This window comes from Streptomyces sp. CBMA156, from assembly GCF_014596515.1.
In the GTDB taxonomy this organism is placed as follows: domain Bacteria; phylum Actinomycetota; class Actinomycetes; order Streptomycetales; family Streptomycetaceae; genus Kitasatospora.
The window spans coordinates 1-19,745 of sequence record NZ_MSJQ01000152.1; the positions used below are offsets into that span (position 1 = coordinate 1).

Sequence of the window (19,745 nt, forward strand, 5' to 3'; positions counted from 1 at the left end):
CTGCTCGGGGAGCTGACCAGGGTGCTGGCCGCCGCGGCGGGCGCCGGGGTGGCGGATCCGCGGCTGCGGGACGGCCGGCCCGCCGGGTTCAACAGCGTGCTGGGGGTCGGTCCCGGGCTCGCCGCCCGGCTGGGGCTGAACGTTCCGGCAGGGCTGCTGACCGAGCTGCCCGCCTTCCCCGGGGACCGGCTGGACCCGGCGCGCGGCGGCGGCGACCTGGTGGTCCAGCTGTGCGCGTCGGACCGCTGGCCGCTGTCCGTGGCCGCCGAGCAGGCGGTCGCGGCGGCCCGTGCGGCGGGCGCGACGGTGCGGTGGACGCAGTCCGGCTTCCTGCCCAGGACGGCCGGGGGCGCCACCCCGCGCAACCTGTTCGGCTTCAAGGACGGCACGGCGAACCCGGTCGAGCCGGAGGCCGGGCAGTGGGTCTGGGGCCCGCCCGGGCCGCACGAGCACGGAACGGTGCTGGTCTACCGCCGGATCCGGATGGACACCGCCGCCTTCGCCGCCCTCCCCGCCGACCGGCAGGAGCAGGTGATGGGCCGCCGGCTCGGCGACGGCGCCCCGCTGACCGGTACGGCGGAACACGACGAGCCGGACATCTACACCAAGAACCCGGACGGCTCGTACGTCCTCCCGGCCACCGCGCACGTCCGCCTCTCCAGCCCCCGGCTGGACGGTGGCGCCCGGATGCTGCGGCGGGGCTACAGCTACGACGACGGCCCGGACGACCGCGGGCTGCTGTTCTGCGCCTTCGTGCGCGACCCGGCCCAGTTCACCCGCGTCCAGAACCGGCTGGCCGCGCGCGACTCCCTGAACGCCTTCATCGAGCACACGGCCTCGGCAGTGGCGTACGTGCTGCCGGGCGTGCCGGCGGGCGCGGTGCTGGGGGAGGGCCTGTTCGGATGAGCGGGGGAGCGGGGCCGGCCGGGGCGGGCCGCGAGGATGAACTGCCGCTGAGCGGTGGGAACATGAACACCGGAGTGGTCCGGGTCGGGGACACCGTGCGGCGCCCGGCCGGGCCGTGGACGCCCGCGGTGCACGCGCTGCTGGAGCACCTGCACGCGGCCGGGTTCCGGGCGGCGCCGCGCCCGCTCGGCCTGGACGAGCAGGGGCGCGAGGTGCTGACGTACCAGCCGGGCCGGGTGGTCTGGCCCGACCGCTTCGACCTGCTGGACCCGGCCGAGCGGCTGGCCGGGGTGGCCCGGCTGATCCGCGGGTTCCACGACGCGGTACGGGACTTCACGCCCCCGCCGGACGCCCGCTGGCAGGTGCTGATGCCGCCCGACGGCCCCGCCGACATCATCGCCCACAACGACCTGGCCCCGTGGAACCTGGTGGGCGGTGACGGGCACCGGTGGTCCTTCATCGACTGGGACACGGCGGCCCCCGGCACCCGGCTCTGGGACCTCGCGTACGCGCTGCACGGGTTCCTGCCGCTGTCGGCGCGGCCGGGCCTGCGGCGCACCGATGCCGTGGCGGCGGCCCGGCTGCGGGTCTTCGTCGACGCCTACGGGCTGGACGAGGGCGAACGGCGGGCCCTGGTGCCCCTGTTGGGGCCGCGGACGCTGGCCATGCACGACTTCCTGCGGGACCGGGCCGGCCGTGGCGTCCAGCCCTGGGCGAGGTTGTGGGCGGAGGGGCACGGGGAGGTCTGGCGCACCGACGCCGAGTACGTCGAGGGGCGTCGGGAGGCGTGGGAGCGCGCGCTGCTGGACGGCTGACGCCGGGTGCGCGGGCGGCAACGGGGGTGTCCGTCGGCGGTTTCGGGGGCGCCCTGCCCGACGGCTGACGCCGGGCGGGGCGCCGACCGCGTTCGCGGAGGCGGCTACCAGTCCACCGGGAGGCGGGCCGGGCTGCGGGTGGTGCCACCGAGCTGCCAGGTCAGCTCCGTGACCGGGGTGGTGAGGCGCAGGCCTGGGAGGGCGGTGGCCAGACGGAGCAGCGACTCGCGCATCTCCAGGCGGACCCGCCAGGCGCCGATGCAGTAGTGCGGGCCCGCACTGAAGGCGAGGGTGGGGACGGGGAGCGGGAGGCCGAGGTCGGCTTCGAGGCCGTCCGGGTGGACGGCCGGGTCGCGGTTGGCGCTGCCGAGGCTGACGGCGACCACCGAGCCGGCCGGGATGGTGACGTCACCGACCTCGACCGGTGCGGTGGTGCGGCGGATGGTGGCCTCGTCGTCGCCCAGCGGGATGTAGTGCAGCAGGCGTTCGGCGGTGCGCTCGGCGATGCCGGGGTCGGCGAGCCGCGGCCAGTGGCCGGGGCGTTCGCCGAGCACGTAGACCAGGGCGTTGGCGAGGGCTCCGGCGACGCTCTCGTTGCCGCTGGCGGTGAGTCCGGCGACCAGGAAGACGAGCGAGTCCTCGGGGACGCCGCCGTCCTGGTCGGCGGCCAGGACCAGCCGGCTGACCAGGTCGTCGCCGGGCTCGCGCCGCCGTCGGGCCACCAACTCGCCCATGAATTCGCCGAATTCGGCGAGGGTCGCGGTGTGGTCGGGCCCGGCTTCGGTGCCTGCGGTCGGTTCGGTGCCTGCGGTCGGTTCGGTGCCTGCGGACGGTTCGGTGTCCGCGGCCGGTTCGGTGCCTGCGGACGGTTCGCCGCCCTGGGCGAGCAGCGCGCGGGTCCAGCGGAGCAGCCGGTCCTCGTCCAGGTGGTCCGGCCCGTCCCCGTCGAGCCCCATCAGCCGGGTGGTGACGGCGAACGGTACCGGCCGGGCGAACGCGGGGACCAGGTCGGCTGGCGGGCCCGCGGCGACCAGCCGGTCCACGGACTGCTGGACGGCGGCCGCGACCCAGGGCTGCCAGCCGGCGATGGCGCGTGGGGTGAAGGCCCGTTGGACGGTGCCGCGCAGCCGGCGGTGGGCGGGCCCGTCCTGGTTGAACAGCGACGCCGGGTTGGCGGCCACGTCGGCGGTGGCGCCCGCGGTGCCGACGTCATGGAGGTCGGCTCGGGTGACCCGGGGGTCGCCGAGGACCTGCCGGACGTCGTGGTAGCGGGTGACGAGCCACGCGGGGGTGCCGTCCGGGAGGGTGGTGGGGTGCGGAGGCTGGGCGGGGGTGGTGGGAAGCCGGTGGAGTGGGGGGAGGGTGGTCCCGGTGTCGGCTGCGGCGGAGTCCATGGGTCCCTTCGCGGGGTCGGAGGTCCGGCTGGTCGAGGGGAGTCAAAGCATCCAAATGTCTTATTTTCACAGTACTTTGGGCGCTTGTGCTGCTTCTCCCGTTACGCGCCGATGATATGCCCTCGATGCCCCGGGCCGGGTGCCGGATCGGCCGGCAGCAGCGGCCGGAGCGCGCCCAGCACGGCGCCGATGCAGGCGTCCCGCAGCTCGGTGCGGGTGCAGGTCTCCTCGGTCAGCCACTCGATGACCAGTACCCGCACGAACACCAGCCAGCTGCGCAGGACTTGGGAGACCGCCCGGCGCGCCCGCTCGTCCGCGAGCGGGAGGACGCCGAGCAGCCGGCCGCGCAGGGCGTCCAGCTCCTCGGCGATGATGGTCTGGATCACCTGGTCCCCGGCCAGCACGCGGTTGGCCGCGAGCACCGCGTGCCGGTTGGCGATGAAGTAGTCCAGGTGGGCGTCCATGCCCTCGACCAGCTGCTCGACCAGGGTGTCGGCCGGGTCGAACCTGGTCTTGGCGAGCAGGTCGTCGGCGGCTTCCCGGTAGACCGCGGCGAAGAGTTCGCGCTTGCTCGCGAAGTGCCGGTAGAGCAGCGCGCGGGAGACTCCGGCCTGCTCGGCGACCTCCTCCATCAGCACCTCCTCGTACGGCCGGGCGGCGAACAGCCGGGCGCCGACGGAGAGCAGCTGGGCGCGTCGCCCGGCGGGAGTGAGCCGGCGGCGTGGTTCCTGGACTGGCATGCGCGCCAGGTTACTTGACACGTGTCCACTTGTCGGCGCTAGCTTGGAGGGCGGCATAGTAGACACGTGTCAACCAGACCTCGGCGACGGGCGGGTGTGGGTCATGGCCAAGGTGTTACGGGTACTCGCGTGGACGATGGGGATCGCCTGCGTGGCGATCGGATTCCTCCACCTCCTGCTGGGCAACGCCGCGATGCCCGGCATCGCGGACGCCGGCCCGACGGTCGACAGCTTCGGCCGCTTCATGGGCGCGGTCTTCGCCGGGTACGGCGCGGCCTGGATCCGGGCCGCCCGGCAGACGCCGGTGCCGGCCCGGGCGGTGCGGTGGCTGGCGGTGGTGTTCCTGCTGGGCGGCCTCGGGCGGGTGCTGTCGATCGCGGTGGCCGGGCGCCCGCACTGGTTCCAGCTGGTGCTGATGGCGATCGAACTCGGGCTGGGGGCGGTCTACTTGTGGCTCGCCGACGCGGACGAGCGGGCCCGGGGCTGAGGTTCCGCCGTCGGTGCGGGCGCCCTCGGCGGGGTGGCCGGCGAGGGGCGAGGATACCCCTGCCCCGTACCCGTGGACGGTGAAAACGCCCGGGGCCCGGCGGAGTTGTCCGCCGGGCCCCGGGCGTGCGGTCGGGCTGCCGTGTCGTCCCGGGGTCAGGAGCGGACGAGGCGGGCGATGGCCTGGTTGGCCTCGCGGATCTTGGTGCCCGCCTCCTGGCCGCCCTCGGCGATCGCGTCGCGGACGCAGCATTCGATGTGCTCGTCCAGGAGTCGGAGGGCGAAGGACTGGAGGGCGCGGCTGGCGGCGGAGACCTGGGTGAGGACGTCGATGCAGTAGGTGTCCTGCTCGACCATGCGCTGGAGGCCACGGATCTGGCCCTCGATGCGGCGGAGCCGCTTGAGGAAGTCGTCCTTGTGGGAGCTGTAGCTGGCCATGGCCGTCTCCGGTTCCTGTGCGGTGAGGAGTGGCCTCACTCTACCGGCGGCGCGGACGGGGGAGTCGGCCCGGAGGGGCGGGGTGGTGCCCGTCCGGGCCGACTTGGGCGGGTCAGCCGGCGAGGCGGCCGACCAGCTCGTAGCCCGCCTCGTCGATGGCGGCGGCCACGTCCGAGTCGGCGAGCGGCAGGGTGCTGCCGACGGTGACCTCGCCGGTGGCGAGGTCCACGGCGACCTCGGTGACGCCGTCGAGCTGCTTCAGCTCGGCGGTCACCGAGGAGACGCAGTGGCCGCAGGTCATGCCCGTCACCTGGAAGACCGAGGTCAGGGCGGACTCGGCGGCGGGCGCCTGGCCGGCACCGGTGCCGCACGAGCCGCAGCAGGAGGAGGTCTCGGTGGCGGCGGACTCGACGGTGATGGTGGTCTCGCTCATGGGTGTGCTCCTGTCGTGAGGGCCCGGCGCCGGCCGGACTACCCGGGCGGCTGCTTCGCTTCAGAACATACCATACCCCCCTAGGGTAATGGCGAGGGTTTGCCGTGGCCCGGGTGGGCGGGGGTTCGTGGCGGTCAACACCGTGCTGTGGCAGTCCTGTTGCGGGTATCCGGGCAGAGTGGAGGGGGCCGGCCACCCGTCGGGTGACCTCCAGGAGGGGAACGGCCTCAGGCGTCCGCCGCCGTCACCGGGTGCGGTAGGCGTCGGTGACGGTCTGGTCGAGGGTGTTGCCGTCGGTGTCGGTGAGTTCGGCGCGCAGGGAGACGCCGGTGCCCGCCGCCGGGTTCCGGAGCGTGACGGCGCCCGCTTCGAGCGGGAGGCGGGTCCACGAGGCGCCGCCGTCGGTGGAGGCCGAGACCGTCAGCGAGCGGGTGCGGCCGTCGGCGGCGGCGCCCTGCACGGTGACCGGGATCCGGATCGGGCTGCCGGCGGCCGCGGTGCCGTCCTGGCCGAACTCGGGCGTGAACCGTACGACGCTCACCGGGACCGGGGCCGCGCCGGCCGTGGTGGCCGAGGCGAAGGTCCAGGACGCGGTCACCCGGGTGGTGGCGCCGGCCGCGTTCCTGCGGGTCACCGTGGTGGCCAGGCGGTACGAGGCCTGGCCCGGGGACACGGTGAACTCGCCGCGTCCCGGCGTGCCGGAGGCGGCGCCGACCAGCGCGCCGTCGCGGTACAGCGAGGTGTAGGCGGTGTCGAACGCCGGGGCGGACGGCACGTGGCCGTCGCCGTCGGCGAGCAGCGGGACGTCCGCGGTGATCCGGTCGCCGTCGCGGGAGACGGCGGGGCGGTCGGTGAGCGCGGGGCCGAAGACCGGGCCGTCGAAGGTCTGGGTGGTCGTGGCCCCGGCCCGTACGGCGAGGCGGTCGGCGGAGTAGGAGCGGGGCGCCGTGCCCTCGGGGCCGGGGGCGGTGTAGCCGAGGTCCCAGGTGCCGCGCCCGGGCGTGACGTGGAAGGTGGCGCTGCCCGGCGTCCGCACGTTCCCGCTGACGCCGATGGTCGGGCCTTCGGTTGCCTGGAGGTAGTACAGGCCGACGCCGGTGCCGCCCGGTCCGGCGGCGCCGCGGATGGTCAGGGTGGCCAGCTCCCGCGCGGAGTAGTGCCGGGTGAGGCCGGTCAGCGCGCGGGTGCCGGTGAAGGTCTGGCCGAGCACGTAGCCTCCGCCGTCGGTCTCCCAGTTGGAGTCGAACCACTGCTTCACCGCGCCGGCTTCGGCCTCGGGCCCCAGGTGGGCCACGCGCAGGTTGGTCGACCCGTTGCCGACGTTGGCCGTCCTGCTGACACCTCCGTGGGCGACCTTGACGAACATCGCGCTCTGCCGGAAGCGCGCGGCGCCGTCCGGGGGCCGGACGTCGACGGGGGCGGTGGTCCGCGCGTCGACGGTGACGGTGGTGTCCCGGTCGAGGTCGAGGCGGGGCTGGACGATCCAGTCCGTCCAGTACGGGGCACCCGTCCCCGGGCCGCCCGAGCTCAGGGTGCTGTCCAGCAGGTACCGGCCCTTGGGCAGCCGTACGGTGGTGACGCCGGCGGCGTCGACCTCCTCTTCGGCGAAGACCCGCTCGGGGCCGGCCTCGAAGATCCCGGCGACATGGGTACGGTACGGCCGGACCGGCTGGCCGGCCCGGTCCAGGTGCTTGATCGTGAGGGTGTACGTCTCCGGCTCGGCGGCGAAGGCGGTGCCGCCGAGGGCCGTGCCGCCGAAGGCCGGCGTCGAGGTGCCGACCAGTACGGCGGTGACGGCCAGGGCCCGGAGGGCGTTCCGGCGGGAGACGGAACGGGGTGCGGAAGGTGCGTTCATGCTCTGTACTGCTCGGACGGACGGGGGAGTTCCTGTGATCAGGGCCACATCGGGGGCGGGACGGCGACTGTGGCGCAGGTCACCGGAACCCGGGCGGCGGACCGGGCAGGGCAGAGTGTGGAAGCACTCATGAGAACGCGTCTTCGCCGCGGCGACCGCGACGCCCTGGGCGAGCTGTACGACGAGCACGCCCAGGTGTTGTACCGCTACGCCCTGCGCGTGACGGGCGACTGGGCGGAGGCCGAGGACGTCGTCTCGACGACCTTCCTGGAGGCGTGGCGGGGCCGGGAGAAGCTGCACCCCGACGGGGACGGGCTGCGCCCGTGGCTGCTGGGGATCGCGACGAACGTCATGCGCCGCAACGCCCGGGCCCGGCGGCGGAGGGACGTCGCGCTCGCCAGGATCCCGGAGCGCGGCTCCGTCCCGGACTTCGCCGACGACCTGGTCGCGCACCTCGCGGACGTCGACGAACTGCGGGCCGCGCACCGCGCGCTCGCCCGGCTGCGGCGCCGCGACCGGGAGGTGTTCACCCTGGTGGTGTGGGCGGGGCTGGACTACGCGAGCGCGGCCGAGGCGCTCGGTGCGCCGGTCGGTACCGTGCGCTCGCGGTTGTCGCGGGCCCGGGCCCGGCTGCGGGAGCTCACCGAGGCCGAGGCGGCGGCCGGGGCCAAGTCCGGTGCCGTGCAGGTGCGTTACCGGGACGCCGGGACCGGCAGGTCCTCTGCGGCGGAGAGCCGGACGCCCTCCGCCGTCACCGCCCCGCCCGCACCGGGCCGTAGGTCCGCGCTCCGGCCGTCGCTGTCGCCGCTGCCGTCGGTCCAGCAGGTCCAGCAGGCCCGGCCGGTCCGGCGGGTCCGGTCCATCCCGTCGATCCAGGAGAGCCACGGATGAACGCCACCCCACGGCGCGGAACGCAGTGCCCGTCCGAGGAGTCCGAACGCCGCGAACTGACCGGCCTGCTGCCGCCGCCGGCGGTGCCGGGCCTGGGGGCCGATCGCCACCGGCTGCTGAAGGAGGAACTGCTGGGCAAGGTCACGTCCGCCGAGCCGCGGCGGAGCGCCGCCCGGCCTCCGGCCTGGTACCGGCGCCCGGTGGTCCGGATCGTGGTGCCGGCGATCGCCTGTGCGCTGGCGATTGCCGGCGCCGTGACGGTGGACCTCCCGGGACCGGCCGGGCCCGACCGCACGGTGGCCGGGGGCGGTGCCACCGGCGTGCCCGAGGCGGCGCTGCTCCTCGACCGCATCGCGCTCGCCGCCGCCGGAGCGGAGCGGCCGGCGGTCCGCGCCGACCAGTTCGTCTACGTGGAGAGCAGGGTCGCCTACGCGGCGCAGAGCGCGGCAGGCGGTGCCGTGACGATGGCTCCCGTGCACGCCCGGCGGGTCTGGCTGTCCGCCGACGGCAGCCGTCCCGGTCTGCTGCGCGAGGAGGGCGGGCCCGACACCAGGCTCGGCGACGGCGGACCGGTGCTCCACCCCGACCGGCCGGGGGAGTCCGCCGGGCCGGACGACTCGCGCGGCAGCGGCCCGTCGATCGGTGACCCGACCCACGCGTACGTCGCCTCGCTGCCCACCGACCCGGACGCCCTGCTGAAGCTGATCGGGGAACAGACCCGCGGCGGGGGCCAGGATCCGGACCAGCGGGCGTTCACCGCGATCGGCGACCTGCTGGCCGAGACCTGGGCGCCGCCGCAGGTCGGTGCCGCGCTCTACCGGGCCGCCGAGCGGATCCCGGGGGTCACGGTGGTCGCCTCGGCCGTCGACGCCGCCGGGCGCGAGGGCGTCGCCGTGGCCCGTACGGCGCACGGGCAGCAGACGCAGTGGATCTTCGACCGGACCACGTACGCGTTCCTCGGCGAACGCACGGTCCTCGCCGAGGCCGGTGACGCGGGGCCGGCCGGGACGGTGGTCGGCACCTCGGCGGTTCTGGCCAAGGCCGCCGTCGACCGGGCCGGTGAGCTCCCGCCGGAGCGGCCGGGCGGCTGACCCCGGCCCCGGAGGAGCCGGAAGGCCCACGGGGTGGAGGATCAGAAGGTCACGACGATCTTCCCGTCCAGGCCGCCCGCGCGGAAACGCTCGTGGGCGGCCCGGACGTCCTGGAGGCCGTACGCGGCGTGCACCCGCAGCCGCAGGGCGCCGGAGTCGACCAGCCCGGCGAGTTCCGCCAGCCCGGCGCCGTCCTCGCGCACCTGGTGGACGGTGGTGCGCACGCCCCGGGCGGAGAGGTCGGGGACGGGGCCGGCCTGGGTGGCGATCGACGCGTACCGGCCGCCGTCCGCGACCGCCTCGGTGAGGAAGGCCCCGAAGGTGTCGAAGACCGCGTCGTAGCCGCGGCGCGGGAAGTCGGCGGGGTCGGTGGAGACGCGCTGCGCCCCGTGCCCGCGGGCGAAGGCGATCTGGGCGTCCCGGGAGACGAGGGCGTCGACCTCGGCGCCCCGCGCCCGGGCGATCTGCAGGGCCAGTCCGCCGACCGCGCCGGCGGCACCGGCGATCAGCAGCCGTTCCCCGGCGGACACCGCGAGCCAGTCCAGGGTCTGCAGGGCCGTCAGCCCGGGAAGCGGCAGCGTCGCTGCCTCGACCAGGCTGACGGCCCGCGGTGCGGCGGCCACCGCCGCCACCGGGAGTGCGACCAGGTCGGCCCAGGTGCCGCGCGCGGTGCCGAGCTGGTGCGACAGGGCGATGACCCGGTCGCCCGCCCGCAGCGCGCTGTCGCCGCCGTCGACCACGACGCCGGCCAGGTCCCAGCCGAGCGTCATCGGCAGCGCGGGAGTGCCCTCGCCGATGGCGCCCTCCCGGGTCTTGTCGTCGACGGGGTTGATGCCGCTCGCGACGGTCCGCACCAGCACCTCCCCCGGCCCGGGTACGGGCCGGGGGGCTTCGGCGAGGCCGAGCACGTCGGGGGTGCCGAAACGGTCGATCCGGATGGCGCGCAACGGAGGTCCCTTTCCATGGGTGGTGCTGGCGCCCCGTGAAACCCCCGCGGTGATCGTGCGATTCCCCCAGCCGCTCTCCATGGATAAACCTTACCCCCCTAGGGTATGTTCAGGGCGTCCTCACCGGGGTCGTCCCGCCGGGTGCATTCGCCATGCCCGTACCGGAATTGACGACCACCGATCACACCGAGGCCGATCCGGCCTCGACCTATACCCCCAACGGGTAGGGAGTAAGAGATGGCAACCGACAGCACCGGGCCGAACCCCCGGAGGTGGCGCGCGCTCGCGCTGATCGCCGCCGCACAGTTCGTCGTGATCATGGACACCTCGATCATCGGGGTGGCCCTGCCCAAGATGAAGGACGACCTCGGCTTCGGCCAGGAGGACCTGTCCTGGGTGTTCAACGCGTACGTGGTGGCCTTCGGCGGGCTGCTGCTGCTCGGCGGACGCCTGTCCGACCTGCTCGGCGCCCGCCGCCTGTTCAGTGCCGGCTGGGCGATCCTCGGCGCCGGCTCGCTGCTCGCGGGCCTCGCCCAGAACGTCCCGACCGAACTGGCCGGCCGCGGCGTCCAGGGCCTCGGCGCCGCACTGATCGCCCCCTCGGCGCTCACCCTGCTGATGATGCTCTTCGGCGGCAACCCGAAGGAACTGACCAAGGCCTTCGCCCTGTACGGCGCGGCGGCCCCGGCCGGCGGCACCGCGGGCGTCTTCCTCGGCGGCCTGATCACCCAGTACGTCAGCTGGCCGTGGGTGTTCTACATCAACATCCCGGTCGCCCTGGTCGCGCTGCTCGCCACCCCCGCGCTGATGCCCGCCGCGCCCCGGCGCAGCGGCGGCATCGACGTCGTCGGCGCGCTCACCGTCACCGCCGGCCTGGCCGCCGCGGTGTACGCCGTCGTCCGTGCCCCGGAGGCGGGTTGGGCCTCGGCCCCGACCCTGCTGACGCTGGCCGGCGCGGTCCTGCTGCTGGCCGCCTTCCTGGTCATCCAGGGCCGGCGCCGCGAGCCGCTGATGCGGCTGGGCATCTTCCGGGTGCCGAACCTCGGGGCCGCCAACCTCGCCCAGTTCCTGCTGGCCGCGGCCTGGGTGCCGATGTGGTTCTTCCTGAACCTCTACCTCCAGCAGGTGCTCCACCTCGGCGCCTTCGCCAGCGGCGCGGCCCTGCTGCCGATGACCGTCGCCATCATGGCCATCATGATCACCGCGGCACCCCGGCTGATCGCCCGCTTCGGCCCCAAGGCGCTGGTGGTCACCGGCATGCTGGCCCTCGGCGCCGGCCTGGCCGGGCTCTCGCTGGCCCGCCCGGACGGCAACTTCTGGACCGACGTGCTGCCCGCCTCGCTGCTCGCCGCGATCGGCATGGCGCTCGCCTTCATCCCCTCCCTCGGCACCGCGATCTCCAGCGCGCCCCCGGAGGACGGCGGCCTCGCCTCCGGCATCGTCAACACCGGCTACCAGGTCGGCTCGGCGCTCGGCCTGGCCGCGATGACCGCCCTGGCCGGCGCGCGGACCTCGGACACCACCGTCGAGGGCCTGACCTCGGGGTTCTCGGCGGCCTTCATCGGCGCCGCGGCGATCGCGGTGGCCGGAGCCCTGCTCGCGGTGGCCACCCTGCGCACCCCGCGCCCGGGGGCCCCGGCCGCGTGAGGCCGTCCACCGTCCCGCCCGCTCCGTCGGGGCCGCGTCGGCCGACGCGGCCCCGACGGCCGTACCCCCTCACATGAAGGAGCCTCGATGACCCGCCCCGGAGCAACAGCCGCCCTGCTACGCGTCGTACGCCACCCCGTCACCCGCTGCCTGATCGCCTGCCTGACCGCCGCCGCCGCGGCAGCCGCCGCGGAGCCGGCCCGGGGCGCCGCGCGAAGCGGCTGTCCGGGGCGGTGATTGCGCGAGAAGTCGGCCGGGCCGACTTCTCGCGCAGTGCTGGTCAGGCGTCGGGGAGTTCGCCGGTCTTGATGGCAGTGACGAAGGACGCCCATGCGTCGGTGGGGAAGGCGAGCGCCGGCCCCTCGGGGTCCTTGGAGTCGCGGACGGGAATGATGCCGCTGTTGAGGAACGCGACCTCAACGCAGGCGGATTGTCCGTTGCTTCGGGTGGACTTGAACCACACTGCTTCTGTCAGATCAACCGTGTTCATAGCTTCCTGCCACTTCGGAGATCAGCTGCTTCGACGCCTGCTCGCTGAGCGCTGTCTCCTGGATTTTCGTGAACGCGGCGTCGTAGCGTTCCACTTCGTTGGGCCTGTCCAGGTACAGGTCGCCGGTGAATCCGTCCGCATAGACGGTCGGCGGTTCCGTCTCGGAGCCGTCGCCGTTGATCGGGAAACGCAGAATCCCGAACGATCCTGTCAGGACGCCCAGATGTAGCCCCGCGCTGAACGGGACGACCTTGATGGTGACATTGGGAAGCTCGCCCATCTCCAGCAGATGGGCGAGCTGCGCGGCAATGACCTCGCCGCCGCCGACGGGACGCCGCAGTACCGCCTCGTTGAGTGCGACATCGAAGACCGGCGGATCGGTGACCCTGGTGAGAAGAACCTGGCGGGTCGAACGAAGGTGAACTCGCCGTTCGATCTCGGCATCGTCTTCGTGAGGGTTGTGTGCCCGCATGATCACCCGCGAGTAGTCCTCGGTCTGCAATAGCCCGGGAATCAACTCGCTCTCGTACCAGGCGATCTTCGAAGCCGCCTCCTCCAGTCCGATGAAGAGGTCGAACCCCTCGGGGATCACATCCCCGTAGGCGTGCCACCAGCCCCGGGCCTTGGTCTCCTTCGCCAGCCCCATCAGGGCCTCGGTCAGTTCGGCGGGCGCGCCGTAGACCTTGCACATGGCCTCGACATCGAGGCTTCGCAGGGACGTTTGCCCGGTCTCGATGCGCCACATCTTCGCTTCCGACCACTCCAGCTGGCGAGCTGCCGCCCGCACGGTGAGCCGTGATCGGTTGCGCAGGTCACGCAGGTATCGCCCGAGTTGCCTGCGCGGCACCGTTGATCCAGTTGACCCCTCTGGCATGGCCTTCCCCTTCCTGGCATCCAGTATGAAGCACTGTCAGCGCTCGAAATGAAAGCACCTGTGTGCTCGCTTCGCAATGAACGTCAACCAGACGAGTGAATGCATTCGAATACCCCAAAATGAAGTCTTGCAGATTATGGAGAGTCGAGCGCAGACTACGGGCAGTAGTCCGCCGCTCGCACACGGCGATCGTGACGGATGGCCACCCGGGCATTCCCATGCCACTTCCGGGCCATCGTGCTCGCTGCGAGCCGAAGTTGGAGGAGGCTCAGCCGTGCCCGAAATGCCGGAGAAGCCGTCTGGCCCCGCGAGCGAGTGCTCGTGGTGGCTGCCCAAGCAGCACAAGTCCGCCGGCGCCGCGCGCCGATTGCTCCGCACCTTCCTCGCCGGACACCCCGGCAGCGAACGGTTCGCCGGCAGCGGCGAGTTGGTGCTCGGCGAACTCGTCGCCAACGCGGTGCTCCACGCCAAGACCCCGCCGGGGCGGCTCGTCCTCATCCGGTTCGACCTCCAGCCCGATTCGCTCCGGATCGAGGTGCACGACGCCGACGCGAGCCGGCCCTCCCTCCCGCACTCCACCGCGGAGTTCGAGGAGACCGGGCGCGGGCTCCTGCTCGTCTCCCTCCTCGCCTCCGACTGGGGCTGCTGCCCGCGTGAGGGTGGCATCGGCAAGGCGATGTGGGCGCTCATCGAAGGGGGCGGCGCGAAGTGAACGTCGAGCTCCCCTTCCCGATCTCGGCCGAGATCAAGGGCATCACTGAAGCCGCCACCTTCACCAGGCTCGCCGACGCCCTCGACGCCATCCGCACCGGCCTCGCCCGGCTCCCGTTGGACGACGACCAGGCCGGATACCTCGCCGACTGCTTCAGCGAGGCCTCCGCCGCCCGGATCGCCCACCAGCTGGTCGAGTTCGGCGCGGTCCGCGCGATGGCGTACATCGGCGTCGAGTCCGCCCACCCGATCTACCTGCGTGTGGCGAACCCCGAGTGATCGGGCTGCGCCTGACCTGGGCCCGTATCGAGATGTGGTGGTGCCTCAGCGCCCAGTTCTCCCGTCCGGTCCGTGCCATCAGTCCGCGCCGCCGGGCCGCCCACGCCGAGATGCAGCTCTGGGCGGCCACCCCGGGCAGCCCGGAGGCCCTCCTCCGCGCGGTGCTCCGGCAGGCCGCCGGGCACACGTCCGGATGAGCAAGGCTGCCGGGCGATCCCACCCGGATCGCCCGGCGCCTCCGGTGGACGACACCTGCCGCCTGCTCGCGGACTCGGTCCGGGTCGAGAATGCCGTGGCCCTGCGCCGAGCACTTCCGGAAGTCCTGCCGTGGAGCAGCTTCCTGCCCGACGAGGACATCGAAACCCTGCTCGTGGAGCTGATCGAAGCGGTGCGCAACGCGGTGATCCCGGAAAAGCTCGCCCCGATCGCGCTCCTGCTCACCCAGTGGAAGCACAGTGCCGAGGTCTACGCGGACCCGGCCCTGCTCGCCATCCTCACCCGCGAGCCCGAGGGTGACCACGGTCCCGCGCGTCGCCCCTGACTCTCACTGCGCCTCCAGTGCGTCGGCGCGCTGCTTCAGCTCCTCGGCGATGTCGTCCCAGTCCGGGCCGTGCAGGTGGAGGCTGTCGGCCGCCTCGCGGATCAGCTCCGGATCGTCGGGGCGCTGGAGCAGGAGCAGCCGGTAGGCGAGATTGCGGAACCGGACAGGCAGGTAGCCGTCCACGAGGTGCGGGCAGAGCGTGCGCAGCATGGCGAGGATCTCCTCCGCGTCGGCGAAGGTCAGCCGCTCGATGAAGTGGAACTCCTCGTGCTCCCGGCTGAGTTCGCAGGCGGGGGTGGGGCCGTACTCGTCACCGTAGAGGCAGCGGGCGAGGTCGGTCAGGGTGCTGTGCATGCCGGGATTCTACGGAGCGCGGGAACGGCAGTGGGCCGGGCGATCCGCCGACGGATCACCCGGCCCACTGCCGGGTTTCAGTGCTGGTGGCCGCCGGTCTCCCCGGTGTGTTCGGCGGTGGGTGCGGGGGCGGCCGGGGCCGCGGCGCCGTTCGTGGTGACGGTGAACGCCGCCGTGCGGACGGTGTCCTGGTGCTTGAAGTCCAGGAAGAGCCGGTAGCTGCCGGTGCTCGGGGCGGTGGTGGTGAAGCCGATCTCCGGGCCCGGGGCGCTGGTGTCCGGGTGGACGTGGAGGTAGGCGAGGTCGCCGGCGCGCAGCGCGACGAGGTGGCCGTACGCGCCGAGGTAGGGCTGGAGGTCGGTGACCGGCTTGCCGTCCTTGCTGACGCTCAGGGCGAGCGGGCCGCTGCGTCCGGGGGTGAGGTCGCCGCCCAGGGTGACGGTGTAGCCGTCGACGGTGACGGTACGGCCGGTCTCCGGCAGCGGGGCGGGCCGCAGGTCGCCCGCGGCGTGCAGGTCGGCGCCGAGGGTGAGGCCCTCGGCGGCGCCGGCCGGGGTGAAGTCGGCGAAGACCCGGTACTCGCCGGCGGCGGGGACGGCGGTCGGGGCGCTCCAGGTGCCGTCGGCGGCCAGGGTCGGGTGCAGGTGCTGGAAGGTCGACAGGTCGCGCGGGGCGACGATCAGGTGCAGGTCCTTCTCGTGCTGCTGCTGGTAGCCGGTGACCGGCCTGCCGTCCGTGCCGAGGATGCGGAAGCGCAGGTCGGTGGGGGAGCCGGCGGTCACGAAGGGGTTCTCGACGTCGAGCGTGTAGCCGCGCTCGGAGACCTGGAGCCCGCCGGGCAGGTGTTCGGCGGGGGTGTCGGAGTCCTGGGCGCCGCCGGCGTGCCCGGCCTGCCCGGAGTGCCCGGAGTGCCCGGCGTGTGCGGCGGCGGGCTTGGCCGCGGGGCCGCTGCCGGTGGCGTGGCCGACGCCGAGGGCGAGGCCGAAGGCGCCGGCGAGGCCGGCCGTGAAGGCGGTGACGCGCAGGGCGGTGTTCATGGCGGTCTCCTGGGAGGTTCGAAGGGGAGGGGCCTCAGGCCCGCATGAGCCGGGCGATGGCCTGCGAGGCCTCGGCGACCTTGGCGTCCGCCTCGGCGCCGCCGGCCGCGATGGCGTCGTGGACGCAGTGGCCGAGGTGGCTGTCGAGCAGCTGGAGCGCGACGGACTGGAGGGCCTTGGTGGCGGCCGAGACCTGGGTCAGCGTGTCGATGCAGTAGGTGTCGGTGTCGACCATGCGCTGGAGGCCGCGGATCTGGCCCTCGACGCGGCGCAGTCGGCGCAGGAGCTGGTCCTTGTCGGCGTGGTAGCCGGCCATGCGGGGCCTCCTCGGGGTTCCGGTGAGCGGCCTGTGGGGGCGGGCGCGCCCCGTGGTCCGATGCCCATGAGTGAATACCCCATGGGGGTATCAAGTCAAGCGGATCGCTGCCCCGAAAAATACCAGCAGGGGGTATCCGTCAGGGCTTGCCGTCGATACCCCTCAGGGGTATAAATGAACCCGGCACCGCCCGATACCCGGCCACGGTATGAGGGACCGGCCGCCGAAACCGCAGGACGACGTCACGAGGAGCGACGATGACTACGCAGGCACCCGCCTCAGCGGAGGTGGAACTCTCGATCGGCGGAATGACGTGCGCCTCGTGCGCGGCCCGCATCGAGAAGAAGCTCAACCGGATGGACGGGGTCACGGCCAGCGTCAACTACGCGACCGAGAAGGCGAAGGTCTCCTTCGAGGGCGGCGTCGAGGTCACCGACCTGATCGCCACCGTCGAGGCCACCGGCTACACCGCTGCGCTGCCCAAGCCCCCGGTCACCGAGGGCGGGGGCGCCGTCCAGGCCGAGCCGGCCGACGAACTGGCCCCGCTGCGCCAGCGGTTGTTCACCGCGGTGGCCCTCGCCGTGCCGGTGATCGCGATGGCGATGGTGCCGGCCCTCCAGTTCGACAACTGGCAGTGGCTGTCGCTGACCCTGGCCGCCCCGGTCGTCACCTACGCCGCCTGGCCGTTCCACCGGGCCGCGTTCACCAACGCCCGGCACGGCGCCGCGACCATGGACACCCTGGTCTCGCTCGGCACCACCGCCGCGTTCCTCTGGTCGCTGTGGGCGCTGTTCCTCGGCGACGCCGGGATGCCGGGCATGCGGCACGGCTTCGAGTTCACCATCGCCCGCAGCGACGGCTCGTCCAACATCTACCTGGAGGCGGCGGCCGGCGTCACCGCCTTCATCCTGGCCGGCCGCTACTTCGAGGCCCGCTCCAAGCGCACCGCGGGGGCCGCTCTCAAGGCCCTGCTGGAACTGGGCGCCAAGGACGTGACGGTGCTGCGTGGCGGGGGAGAGGTGCGCATCCCGATCGCGGACCTCGTGGTGGGCGACCGCTTCGTGGTCAGGCCCGGCGAGAAGATCGCCACCGACGGCGTGGTGGTCGAGGGCGCCTCGGCGGTGGACGCCTCGATGCTGACCGGTGAGTCCGTCCCGGTCGAGGTCGGGATCGGTGACGGCGTCACCGGCGCCACCGTCAACGCGGGCGGCCGGCTGGTGGTCGAGGCCACCAGGGTCGGCGCGGACACCCAACTGTCCAGGATGGCCAGGCTGGTGGAGGACGCGCAGAACGGCAAGGCCGCCGCGCAGCGCCTCGCGGACCGGATCTCCGCGGTCTTCGTGCCGATCGTGATCACCCTCGCGGTGGCCACCCTCGGCTACTGGCTGGGCACCGGCGAGGGCTGGACCGCCGCCTTCACGGCAGCGGTGGCCGTGCTGATCATCGCCTGCCCCTGCGCCCTGGGCCTGGCCACCCCGACCGCCCTGCTGGTCGGCACCGGCCGCGGCGCCCAGCTCGGCATCCTGATCAAGGGCCCCGAGGTGCTGGAGTCCACCCGCAAGGTCGACACCATCGTCCTGGACAAGACCGGCACCGTCACCACCGGCCAGATGACCCTGCTCGCCGTCCACACCGCAGGCACCGCCACCGAGGCCGAGGTGCTGCGCCTGGCCGGCGCCCTGGAGCACGCCTCCGAGCACCCGATCGCCCGGGCGATCGCCACCGCCGCCGCCAAGGCCGGCGAACTGCCGGCCGTCGAGGGCTTCGAGAACGTCCCCGGCCTGGGCGTCCAGGGCGTGGTGGACGGCCACGCCGTGGTGGCCGGCCGGGAGGCCCTGCTGAACGAGTGGTCGCAGCACCTGCCCGAGGCGCTGGCCGAGGCCAAGCGCACCGCCGAGGCGGCCGGCCGCACCGCGATCGCGGTCGGCTGGGACGGCGAGGCGCGGGCCGTACTGGAGGTCGCCGACGCGGTCAAGCCGACCAGTGCCGAAGCGATCGGCAAGCTGCGCGCCCTGGGCCTGACCCCGGTGCTGCTGACCGGCGACAACAAGCTGGTCGCCGAGGCCGTCGCGGCCGAGGTCGGCATCGCGCCGGAGCACGTGATCGCCGAGGTCATGCCGCAGGACAAGGTCGAGACCGTCAAGCGGCTCCAGGCCGAGGGCAAGGTCGTGGCGATGGTCGGCGACGGCGTCAACGACGCGGCCGCGCTGGCCCAGGCCGACCTGGGCCTGGCGATGGGCACCGGCACCGACGCCGCGATCGAGGCCGGCGACCTCACCCTGGTCCGCGGCGACCTGCTGGCCGCGGCGGACGCCATCCGGCTCTCCCGCCGCACCCTCGGCACCATCAAGAGCAACCTGTTCTGGGCCTTCGGCTACAACGTCGCCGCCCTGCCGCTGGCCGCGGCCGGCCTGCTCAACCCGATGATCGCGGGGGCCGCGATGGCCTTCTCCTCGGTCTTCGTGGTCGGCAACAGCCTCCGGCTGCGCCGCTTCCGCTGAACCCCGCGCCACCACAGGGCCGAGGCCCCGGAACCCAGCCGCCAGGGTTCCGGGGCCTCGGCCCGTCCCGGACCCGGCCGGAGGCGAGGCCCGTACGAGCACCGCCGGCCCGGTGCGCCCGCCGCCTGCCCCCTGCCCCTGCGCCGACCTGCGCCGACCTGAGCGGATCGGCGGGGAGCCGGGGAGTTAGAGTCCGACCCATGGACGAAGACACCGCACTCCGGCACCGGATCGCCGGCCTCCTGCCGGACGACGCAGCCCAGGGCGTCAGGGACTGCTGGGCGATCGGGGAGCAGGAGAGCGGGCTCGGTCTGCTGGTCGAGGGCCTGCTGGCCCGCCAGATCCCGATCGGCGGCGCGGACCGCGCGCAGATCTCCGTGCTCGCCGAGGAGTGGGGAGAGCGCGAACGGCTCACCCCGGGCCTCCTGCGCTGCCCGGGCGACGGCGCGCCCGCCCCGGTACGGCTGCTGGACGGCGAGCGCGACGAGGCCGAGGTGGTGACGGGCTGGGGCGAGCCGGAGCTGGCCGGCCTGGTGCTGGTGCCGTGGATCGGCTGCACCCGCTGCGGCCGGACCCTGCTGCGCGCCCACCGCTGGGAGCCCTGGGACGACTACTCGTACCGCGCCGAGCACTACGTGGTCAGCACGCCGGACGGCGACCGGGCGCAGCGGATCCTCCCGCAGGACGCCGCCGGGGCGGCCTTCGCCGAACTGCTCCACGGCTGCCAGGGGCAGGGGCCGGCCCAGGGCTGACCTCGGACCGACCCCGTTCTGACCCCGGACCGACCCCGGGCTAAGCCCCCTCCGGCAGCTCCACCGCCTGCCAGCGGTACGCCGCGTCCTCCTGCCACACCTGCAACTCGCCCTCCACCACGGCCGCCAGGCAGAGCCGCCAGTCGTCGCCCATGGCGAGCGCGACCCTGGTGGCCGGGCGCAGCGTGGGCCGCCACCAGCGCGGCCGGCGGGAGGCGCCGCCGGCCGGCAGCCGCAGCCGTACGCC

Annotated in this window: 25 protein-coding genes; 13 read left to right on the forward strand and 12 right to left on the reverse strand. The window is 73.9% G+C overall.

The features are described 5' to 3' along the window. A partial coding sequence (locus tag BU198_RS12595; protein WP_188296931.1) for a Dyp-type peroxidase occupies positions 1 to 906 on the forward strand: 906 nt, incomplete at its 5' end. Continuing rightward, positions 903 to 1,721 carry a phosphotransferase enzyme family protein gene (locus BU198_RS12600; protein ID WP_188296932.1) on the forward strand — a complete coding sequence of 273 codons (819 nt, stop codon included), beginning with the start codon at positions 903 to 905 and terminating at the stop codon, positions 1,719 to 1,721. The genes BU198_RS12595 and BU198_RS12600, both read left to right, overlap by 4 nt. A gap of 104 nt (positions 1,722 to 1,825) precedes the next feature. Here BU198_RS12600 and BU198_RS12605 read toward each other — a convergent pair whose 3' ends face one another. Beyond that, positions 1,826 to 3,115 (reverse strand): cytochrome P450, encoded by a 1,290-nt coding sequence (locus BU198_RS12605; protein WP_188296933.1) that lies wholly within the window; start codon positions 3,113 to 3,115, stop codon positions 1,826 to 1,828. 101 nt (positions 3,116 to 3,216) lie between these two features. Continuing rightward, positions 3,217 to 3,855 (reverse strand): TetR/AcrR family transcriptional regulator, encoded by a 639-nt coding sequence (locus tag BU198_RS12610; protein ID WP_188296934.1) that lies wholly within the window; start codon positions 3,853 to 3,855, stop codon positions 3,217 to 3,219. Between the two features lie 103 nt (positions 3,856 to 3,958). On the opposite strand from BU198_RS12610, the gene BU198_RS12615 reads away from it, so the two are divergent. Beyond that, complete coding sequence (locus BU198_RS12615; RefSeq protein ID WP_188296935.1) at positions 3,959 to 4,342, forward strand: DUF4345 domain-containing protein; 384 nt, start codon at positions 3,959 to 3,961, stop codon at positions 4,340 to 4,342. 155 nt (positions 4,343 to 4,497) lie between these two features. Here BU198_RS12615 and BU198_RS12620 read toward each other — a convergent pair whose 3' ends face one another. The 3 genes from BU198_RS12620 to BU198_RS12630 all read right to left on the reverse strand — a co-directional run bounded on the left by BU198_RS12620 (position 4,498) and on the right by BU198_RS12630 (position 7,067). After that, a complete protein-coding gene (locus tag BU198_RS12620; protein WP_188296936.1) occupies positions 4,498 to 4,779 on the reverse strand; it encodes a metal-sensitive transcriptional regulator in 282 nt (93 codons plus the stop codon). Between the two features lie 112 nt (positions 4,780 to 4,891). Beyond that, entirely contained in the window at positions 4,892 to 5,212 is a 321-nt protein-coding gene (locus BU198_RS12625; protein WP_188296937.1) for a heavy-metal-associated domain-containing protein, read from the reverse strand. A 244-nt stretch (positions 5,213 to 5,456) separates the two neighbouring features. Then, the gene (locus BU198_RS12630) at positions 5,457 to 7,067 is read right to left on the reverse strand and encodes a serine protease (protein ID WP_188296938.1); all 1,611 of its coding nucleotides are present in this window, start codon (positions 7,065 to 7,067) and stop codon (positions 5,457 to 5,459) included. 129 nt (positions 7,068 to 7,196) lie between these two features. On the opposite strand from BU198_RS12630, the gene BU198_RS12635 reads away from it, so the two are divergent. Next, on the forward strand, positions 7,197 to 7,958 hold the full coding sequence (locus tag BU198_RS12635; protein WP_223244303.1) for an RNA polymerase sigma factor: 762 nt from the start codon (positions 7,197 to 7,199) through the stop codon (positions 7,956 to 7,958). Beyond that, positions 7,955 to 9,049: a CU044_5270 family protein gene (locus tag BU198_RS12640; protein ID WP_188296939.1), complete on the forward strand. Its 1,095-nt coding sequence runs from the start codon at positions 7,955 to 7,957 to the stop codon at positions 9,047 to 9,049. The genes BU198_RS12635 and BU198_RS12640 overlap by 4 nt, the downstream gene beginning before the upstream one ends. Positions 9,050 to 9,090: 41 nt before the next feature. Here BU198_RS12640 and BU198_RS12645 read toward each other — a convergent pair whose 3' ends face one another. After that, positions 9,091 to 9,996: an NADP-dependent oxidoreductase gene (locus tag BU198_RS12645; RefSeq protein WP_188296940.1), complete on the reverse strand. Its 906-nt coding sequence runs from the start codon at positions 9,994 to 9,996 to the stop codon at positions 9,091 to 9,093. A gap of 237 nt (positions 9,997 to 10,233) precedes the next feature. Between BU198_RS12645 and BU198_RS12650 the strand changes: the two genes are divergently transcribed. Both BU198_RS12650 and BU198_RS12655 read left to right on the forward strand, forming a co-directional pair. Continuing rightward, positions 10,234 to 11,643 carry an MFS transporter gene (locus BU198_RS12650; RefSeq protein ID WP_188296941.1) on the forward strand — a complete coding sequence of 470 codons (1,410 nt, stop codon included), beginning with the start codon at positions 10,234 to 10,236 and terminating at the stop codon, positions 11,641 to 11,643. An 87-nt stretch (positions 11,644 to 11,730) separates the two neighbouring features. Next, positions 11,731 to 11,880 (forward strand): hypothetical protein, encoded by a 150-nt coding sequence (locus tag BU198_RS12655; protein ID WP_188296942.1) that lies wholly within the window; start codon positions 11,731 to 11,733, stop codon positions 11,878 to 11,880. Between the two features lie 43 nt (positions 11,881 to 11,923). Here the strand turns inward: BU198_RS12655 and BU198_RS12660 are convergent, their stop codons facing one another. Both BU198_RS12660 and BU198_RS12665 read right to left on the reverse strand, forming a co-directional pair. Beyond that, a complete protein-coding gene (locus tag BU198_RS12660; RefSeq protein WP_188296943.1) occupies positions 11,924 to 12,133 on the reverse strand; it encodes a DUF397 domain-containing protein in 210 nt (69 codons plus the stop codon). Further along, positions 12,120 to 13,007 (reverse strand): helix-turn-helix domain-containing protein, encoded by an 888-nt coding sequence (locus BU198_RS12665; RefSeq protein ID WP_188296944.1) that lies wholly within the window; start codon positions 13,005 to 13,007, stop codon positions 12,120 to 12,122. The genes BU198_RS12660 and BU198_RS12665 overlap by 14 nt, the downstream gene beginning before the upstream one ends. A 283-nt stretch (positions 13,008 to 13,290) precedes the next feature. Here BU198_RS12665 and BU198_RS12670 point away from each other — a divergent pair, with 283 nt between their 5' ends. From BU198_RS12670 to BU198_RS12685, 4 genes are read left to right on the forward strand one after another with little or no spacing between them, the layout of a single operon-like run. After that, a complete protein-coding gene (locus tag BU198_RS12670) occupies positions 13,291 to 13,719 on the forward strand; it encodes an ATP-binding protein (protein ID WP_223244305.1) in 429 nt (142 codons plus the stop codon). Further along, on the forward strand, positions 13,716 to 13,997 hold the full coding sequence (locus BU198_RS12675; RefSeq protein WP_188296946.1) for a hypothetical protein: 282 nt from the start codon (positions 13,716 to 13,718) through the stop codon (positions 13,995 to 13,997). Before BU198_RS12670 ends, BU198_RS12675 begins: the two co-directional genes overlap by 4 nt. Continuing rightward, positions 13,994 to 14,194 (forward strand): hypothetical protein, encoded by a 201-nt coding sequence (locus BU198_RS12680; protein ID WP_188296947.1) that lies wholly within the window; start codon positions 13,994 to 13,996, stop codon positions 14,192 to 14,194. Before BU198_RS12675 ends, BU198_RS12680 begins: the two co-directional genes overlap by 4 nt. After that, positions 14,191 to 14,538: a hypothetical protein gene (locus tag BU198_RS12685; RefSeq protein WP_223244304.1), complete on the forward strand. Its 348-nt coding sequence runs from the start codon at positions 14,191 to 14,193 to the stop codon at positions 14,536 to 14,538. The genes BU198_RS12680 and BU198_RS12685 overlap by 4 nt, the downstream gene beginning before the upstream one ends. A 3-nt stretch (positions 14,539 to 14,541) precedes the next feature. Here the strand turns inward: BU198_RS12685 and BU198_RS12690 are convergent, their stop codons facing one another. From BU198_RS12690 to BU198_RS12700, 3 genes are all read right to left on the reverse strand, one after another. After that, positions 14,542 to 14,892, reverse strand: coding sequence for a hypothetical protein (locus BU198_RS12690; protein WP_188296948.1), 351 nt, complete (start codon positions 14,890 to 14,892; stop codon positions 14,542 to 14,544). Positions 14,893 to 14,969: 77 nt separating this feature from the next. Continuing rightward, complete coding sequence (locus BU198_RS12695) at positions 14,970 to 15,929, reverse strand: hypothetical protein (protein WP_188296949.1); 960 nt, start codon at positions 15,927 to 15,929, stop codon at positions 14,970 to 14,972. Between the two features lie 34 nt (positions 15,930 to 15,963). Further along, complete coding sequence (locus tag BU198_RS12700; RefSeq protein WP_188296950.1) at positions 15,964 to 16,245, reverse strand: metal-sensitive transcriptional regulator; 282 nt, start codon at positions 16,243 to 16,245, stop codon at positions 15,964 to 15,966. 257 nt (positions 16,246 to 16,502) lie between these two features. Between BU198_RS12700 and BU198_RS12705 the strand changes: the two genes are divergently transcribed. After that, the gene (locus BU198_RS12705) at positions 16,503 to 18,746 is read left to right on the forward strand and encodes a heavy metal translocating P-type ATPase (RefSeq protein ID WP_188296951.1); all 2,244 of its coding nucleotides are present in this window, start codon (positions 16,503 to 16,505) and stop codon (positions 18,744 to 18,746) included. A gap of 200 nt (positions 18,747 to 18,946) precedes the next feature. Next, complete coding sequence (locus tag BU198_RS12710) at positions 18,947 to 19,498, forward strand: hypothetical protein (protein ID WP_188296952.1); 552 nt, start codon at positions 18,947 to 18,949, stop codon at positions 19,496 to 19,498. Positions 19,499 to 19,538: 40 nt separating this feature from the next. Here the strand turns inward: BU198_RS12710 and BU198_RS12715 are convergent. After that, positions 19,539 to 19,745: hypothetical protein (locus BU198_RS12715; RefSeq protein WP_188296953.1), on the reverse strand; the 207-nt coding region annotated here is incomplete at its 5' end.

Excerpts from the sequence above, each read along its gene's own strand:
- BU198_RS12600 (WP_188296932.1), top strand. The coding sequence starts at position 903 with ATGAGCGGGGGAGCGGGGCCGGCCGGGGCGGGCCGCGAGGATGAACTG.
- BU198_RS12605 (WP_188296933.1), bottom strand. The coding sequence starts at position 3,115 with ATGGACTCCGCCGCAGCCGACACCGGGACCACCCTCCCCCCACTCCAC.
- BU198_RS12610 (WP_188296934.1), bottom strand. The coding sequence starts at position 3,855 with ATGCCAGTCCAGGAACCACGCCGCCGGCTCACTCCCGCCGGGCGACGC.
- BU198_RS12615 (WP_188296935.1), top strand. The coding sequence starts at position 3,959 with ATGGCCAAGGTGTTACGGGTACTCGCGTGGACGATGGGGATCGCCTGC.
- BU198_RS12620 (WP_188296936.1), bottom strand. The coding sequence starts at position 4,779 with ATGGCCAGCTACAGCTCCCACAAGGACGACTTCCTCAAGCGGCTCCGC.
- BU198_RS12625 (WP_188296937.1), bottom strand. The coding sequence starts at position 5,212 with ATGAGCGAGACCACCATCACCGTCGAGTCCGCCGCCACCGAGACCTCC.
- BU198_RS12630 (WP_188296938.1), bottom strand. The coding sequence starts at position 7,067 with ATGAACGCACCTTCCGCACCCCGTTCCGTCTCCCGCCGGAACGCCCTC.
- BU198_RS12635 (WP_223244303.1), top strand. The coding sequence starts at position 7,197 with ATGAGAACGCGTCTTCGCCGCGGCGACCGCGACGCCCTGGGCGAGCTG.
- BU198_RS12640 (WP_188296939.1), top strand. The coding sequence starts at position 7,955 with ATGAACGCCACCCCACGGCGCGGAACGCAGTGCCCGTCCGAGGAGTCC.
- BU198_RS12650 (WP_188296941.1), top strand. The coding sequence starts at position 10,234 with ATGGCAACCGACAGCACCGGGCCGAACCCCCGGAGGTGGCGCGCGCTC.
- BU198_RS12655 (WP_188296942.1), top strand. The coding sequence starts at position 11,731 with ATGACCCGCCCCGGAGCAACAGCCGCCCTGCTACGCGTCGTACGCCAC.
- BU198_RS12660 (WP_188296943.1), bottom strand. The coding sequence starts at position 12,133 with ATGAACACGGTTGATCTGACAGAAGCAGTGTGGTTCAAGTCCACCCGA.
- BU198_RS12665 (WP_188296944.1), bottom strand. The coding sequence starts at position 13,007 with ATGCCAGAGGGGTCAACTGGATCAACGGTGCCGCGCAGGCAACTCGGG.
- BU198_RS12670 (WP_223244305.1), top strand. The coding sequence starts at position 13,291 with ATGCCGGAGAAGCCGTCTGGCCCCGCGAGCGAGTGCTCGTGGTGGCTG.
- BU198_RS12685 (WP_223244304.1), top strand. The coding sequence starts at position 14,191 with ATGAGCAAGGCTGCCGGGCGATCCCACCCGGATCGCCCGGCGCCTCCG.
- BU198_RS12690 (WP_188296948.1), bottom strand. The coding sequence starts at position 14,892 with ATGCACAGCACCCTGACCGACCTCGCCCGCTGCCTCTACGGTGACGAG.
- BU198_RS12695 (WP_188296949.1), bottom strand. The coding sequence starts at position 15,929 with ATGAACACCGCCCTGCGCGTCACCGCCTTCACGGCCGGCCTCGCCGGC.
- BU198_RS12700 (WP_188296950.1), bottom strand. The coding sequence starts at position 16,245 with ATGGCCGGCTACCACGCCGACAAGGACCAGCTCCTGCGCCGACTGCGC.
- BU198_RS12705 (WP_188296951.1), top strand. The coding sequence starts at position 16,503 with ATGACTACGCAGGCACCCGCCTCAGCGGAGGTGGAACTCTCGATCGGC.
- BU198_RS12710 (WP_188296952.1), top strand. The coding sequence starts at position 18,947 with ATGGACGAAGACACCGCACTCCGGCACCGGATCGCCGGCCTCCTGCCG.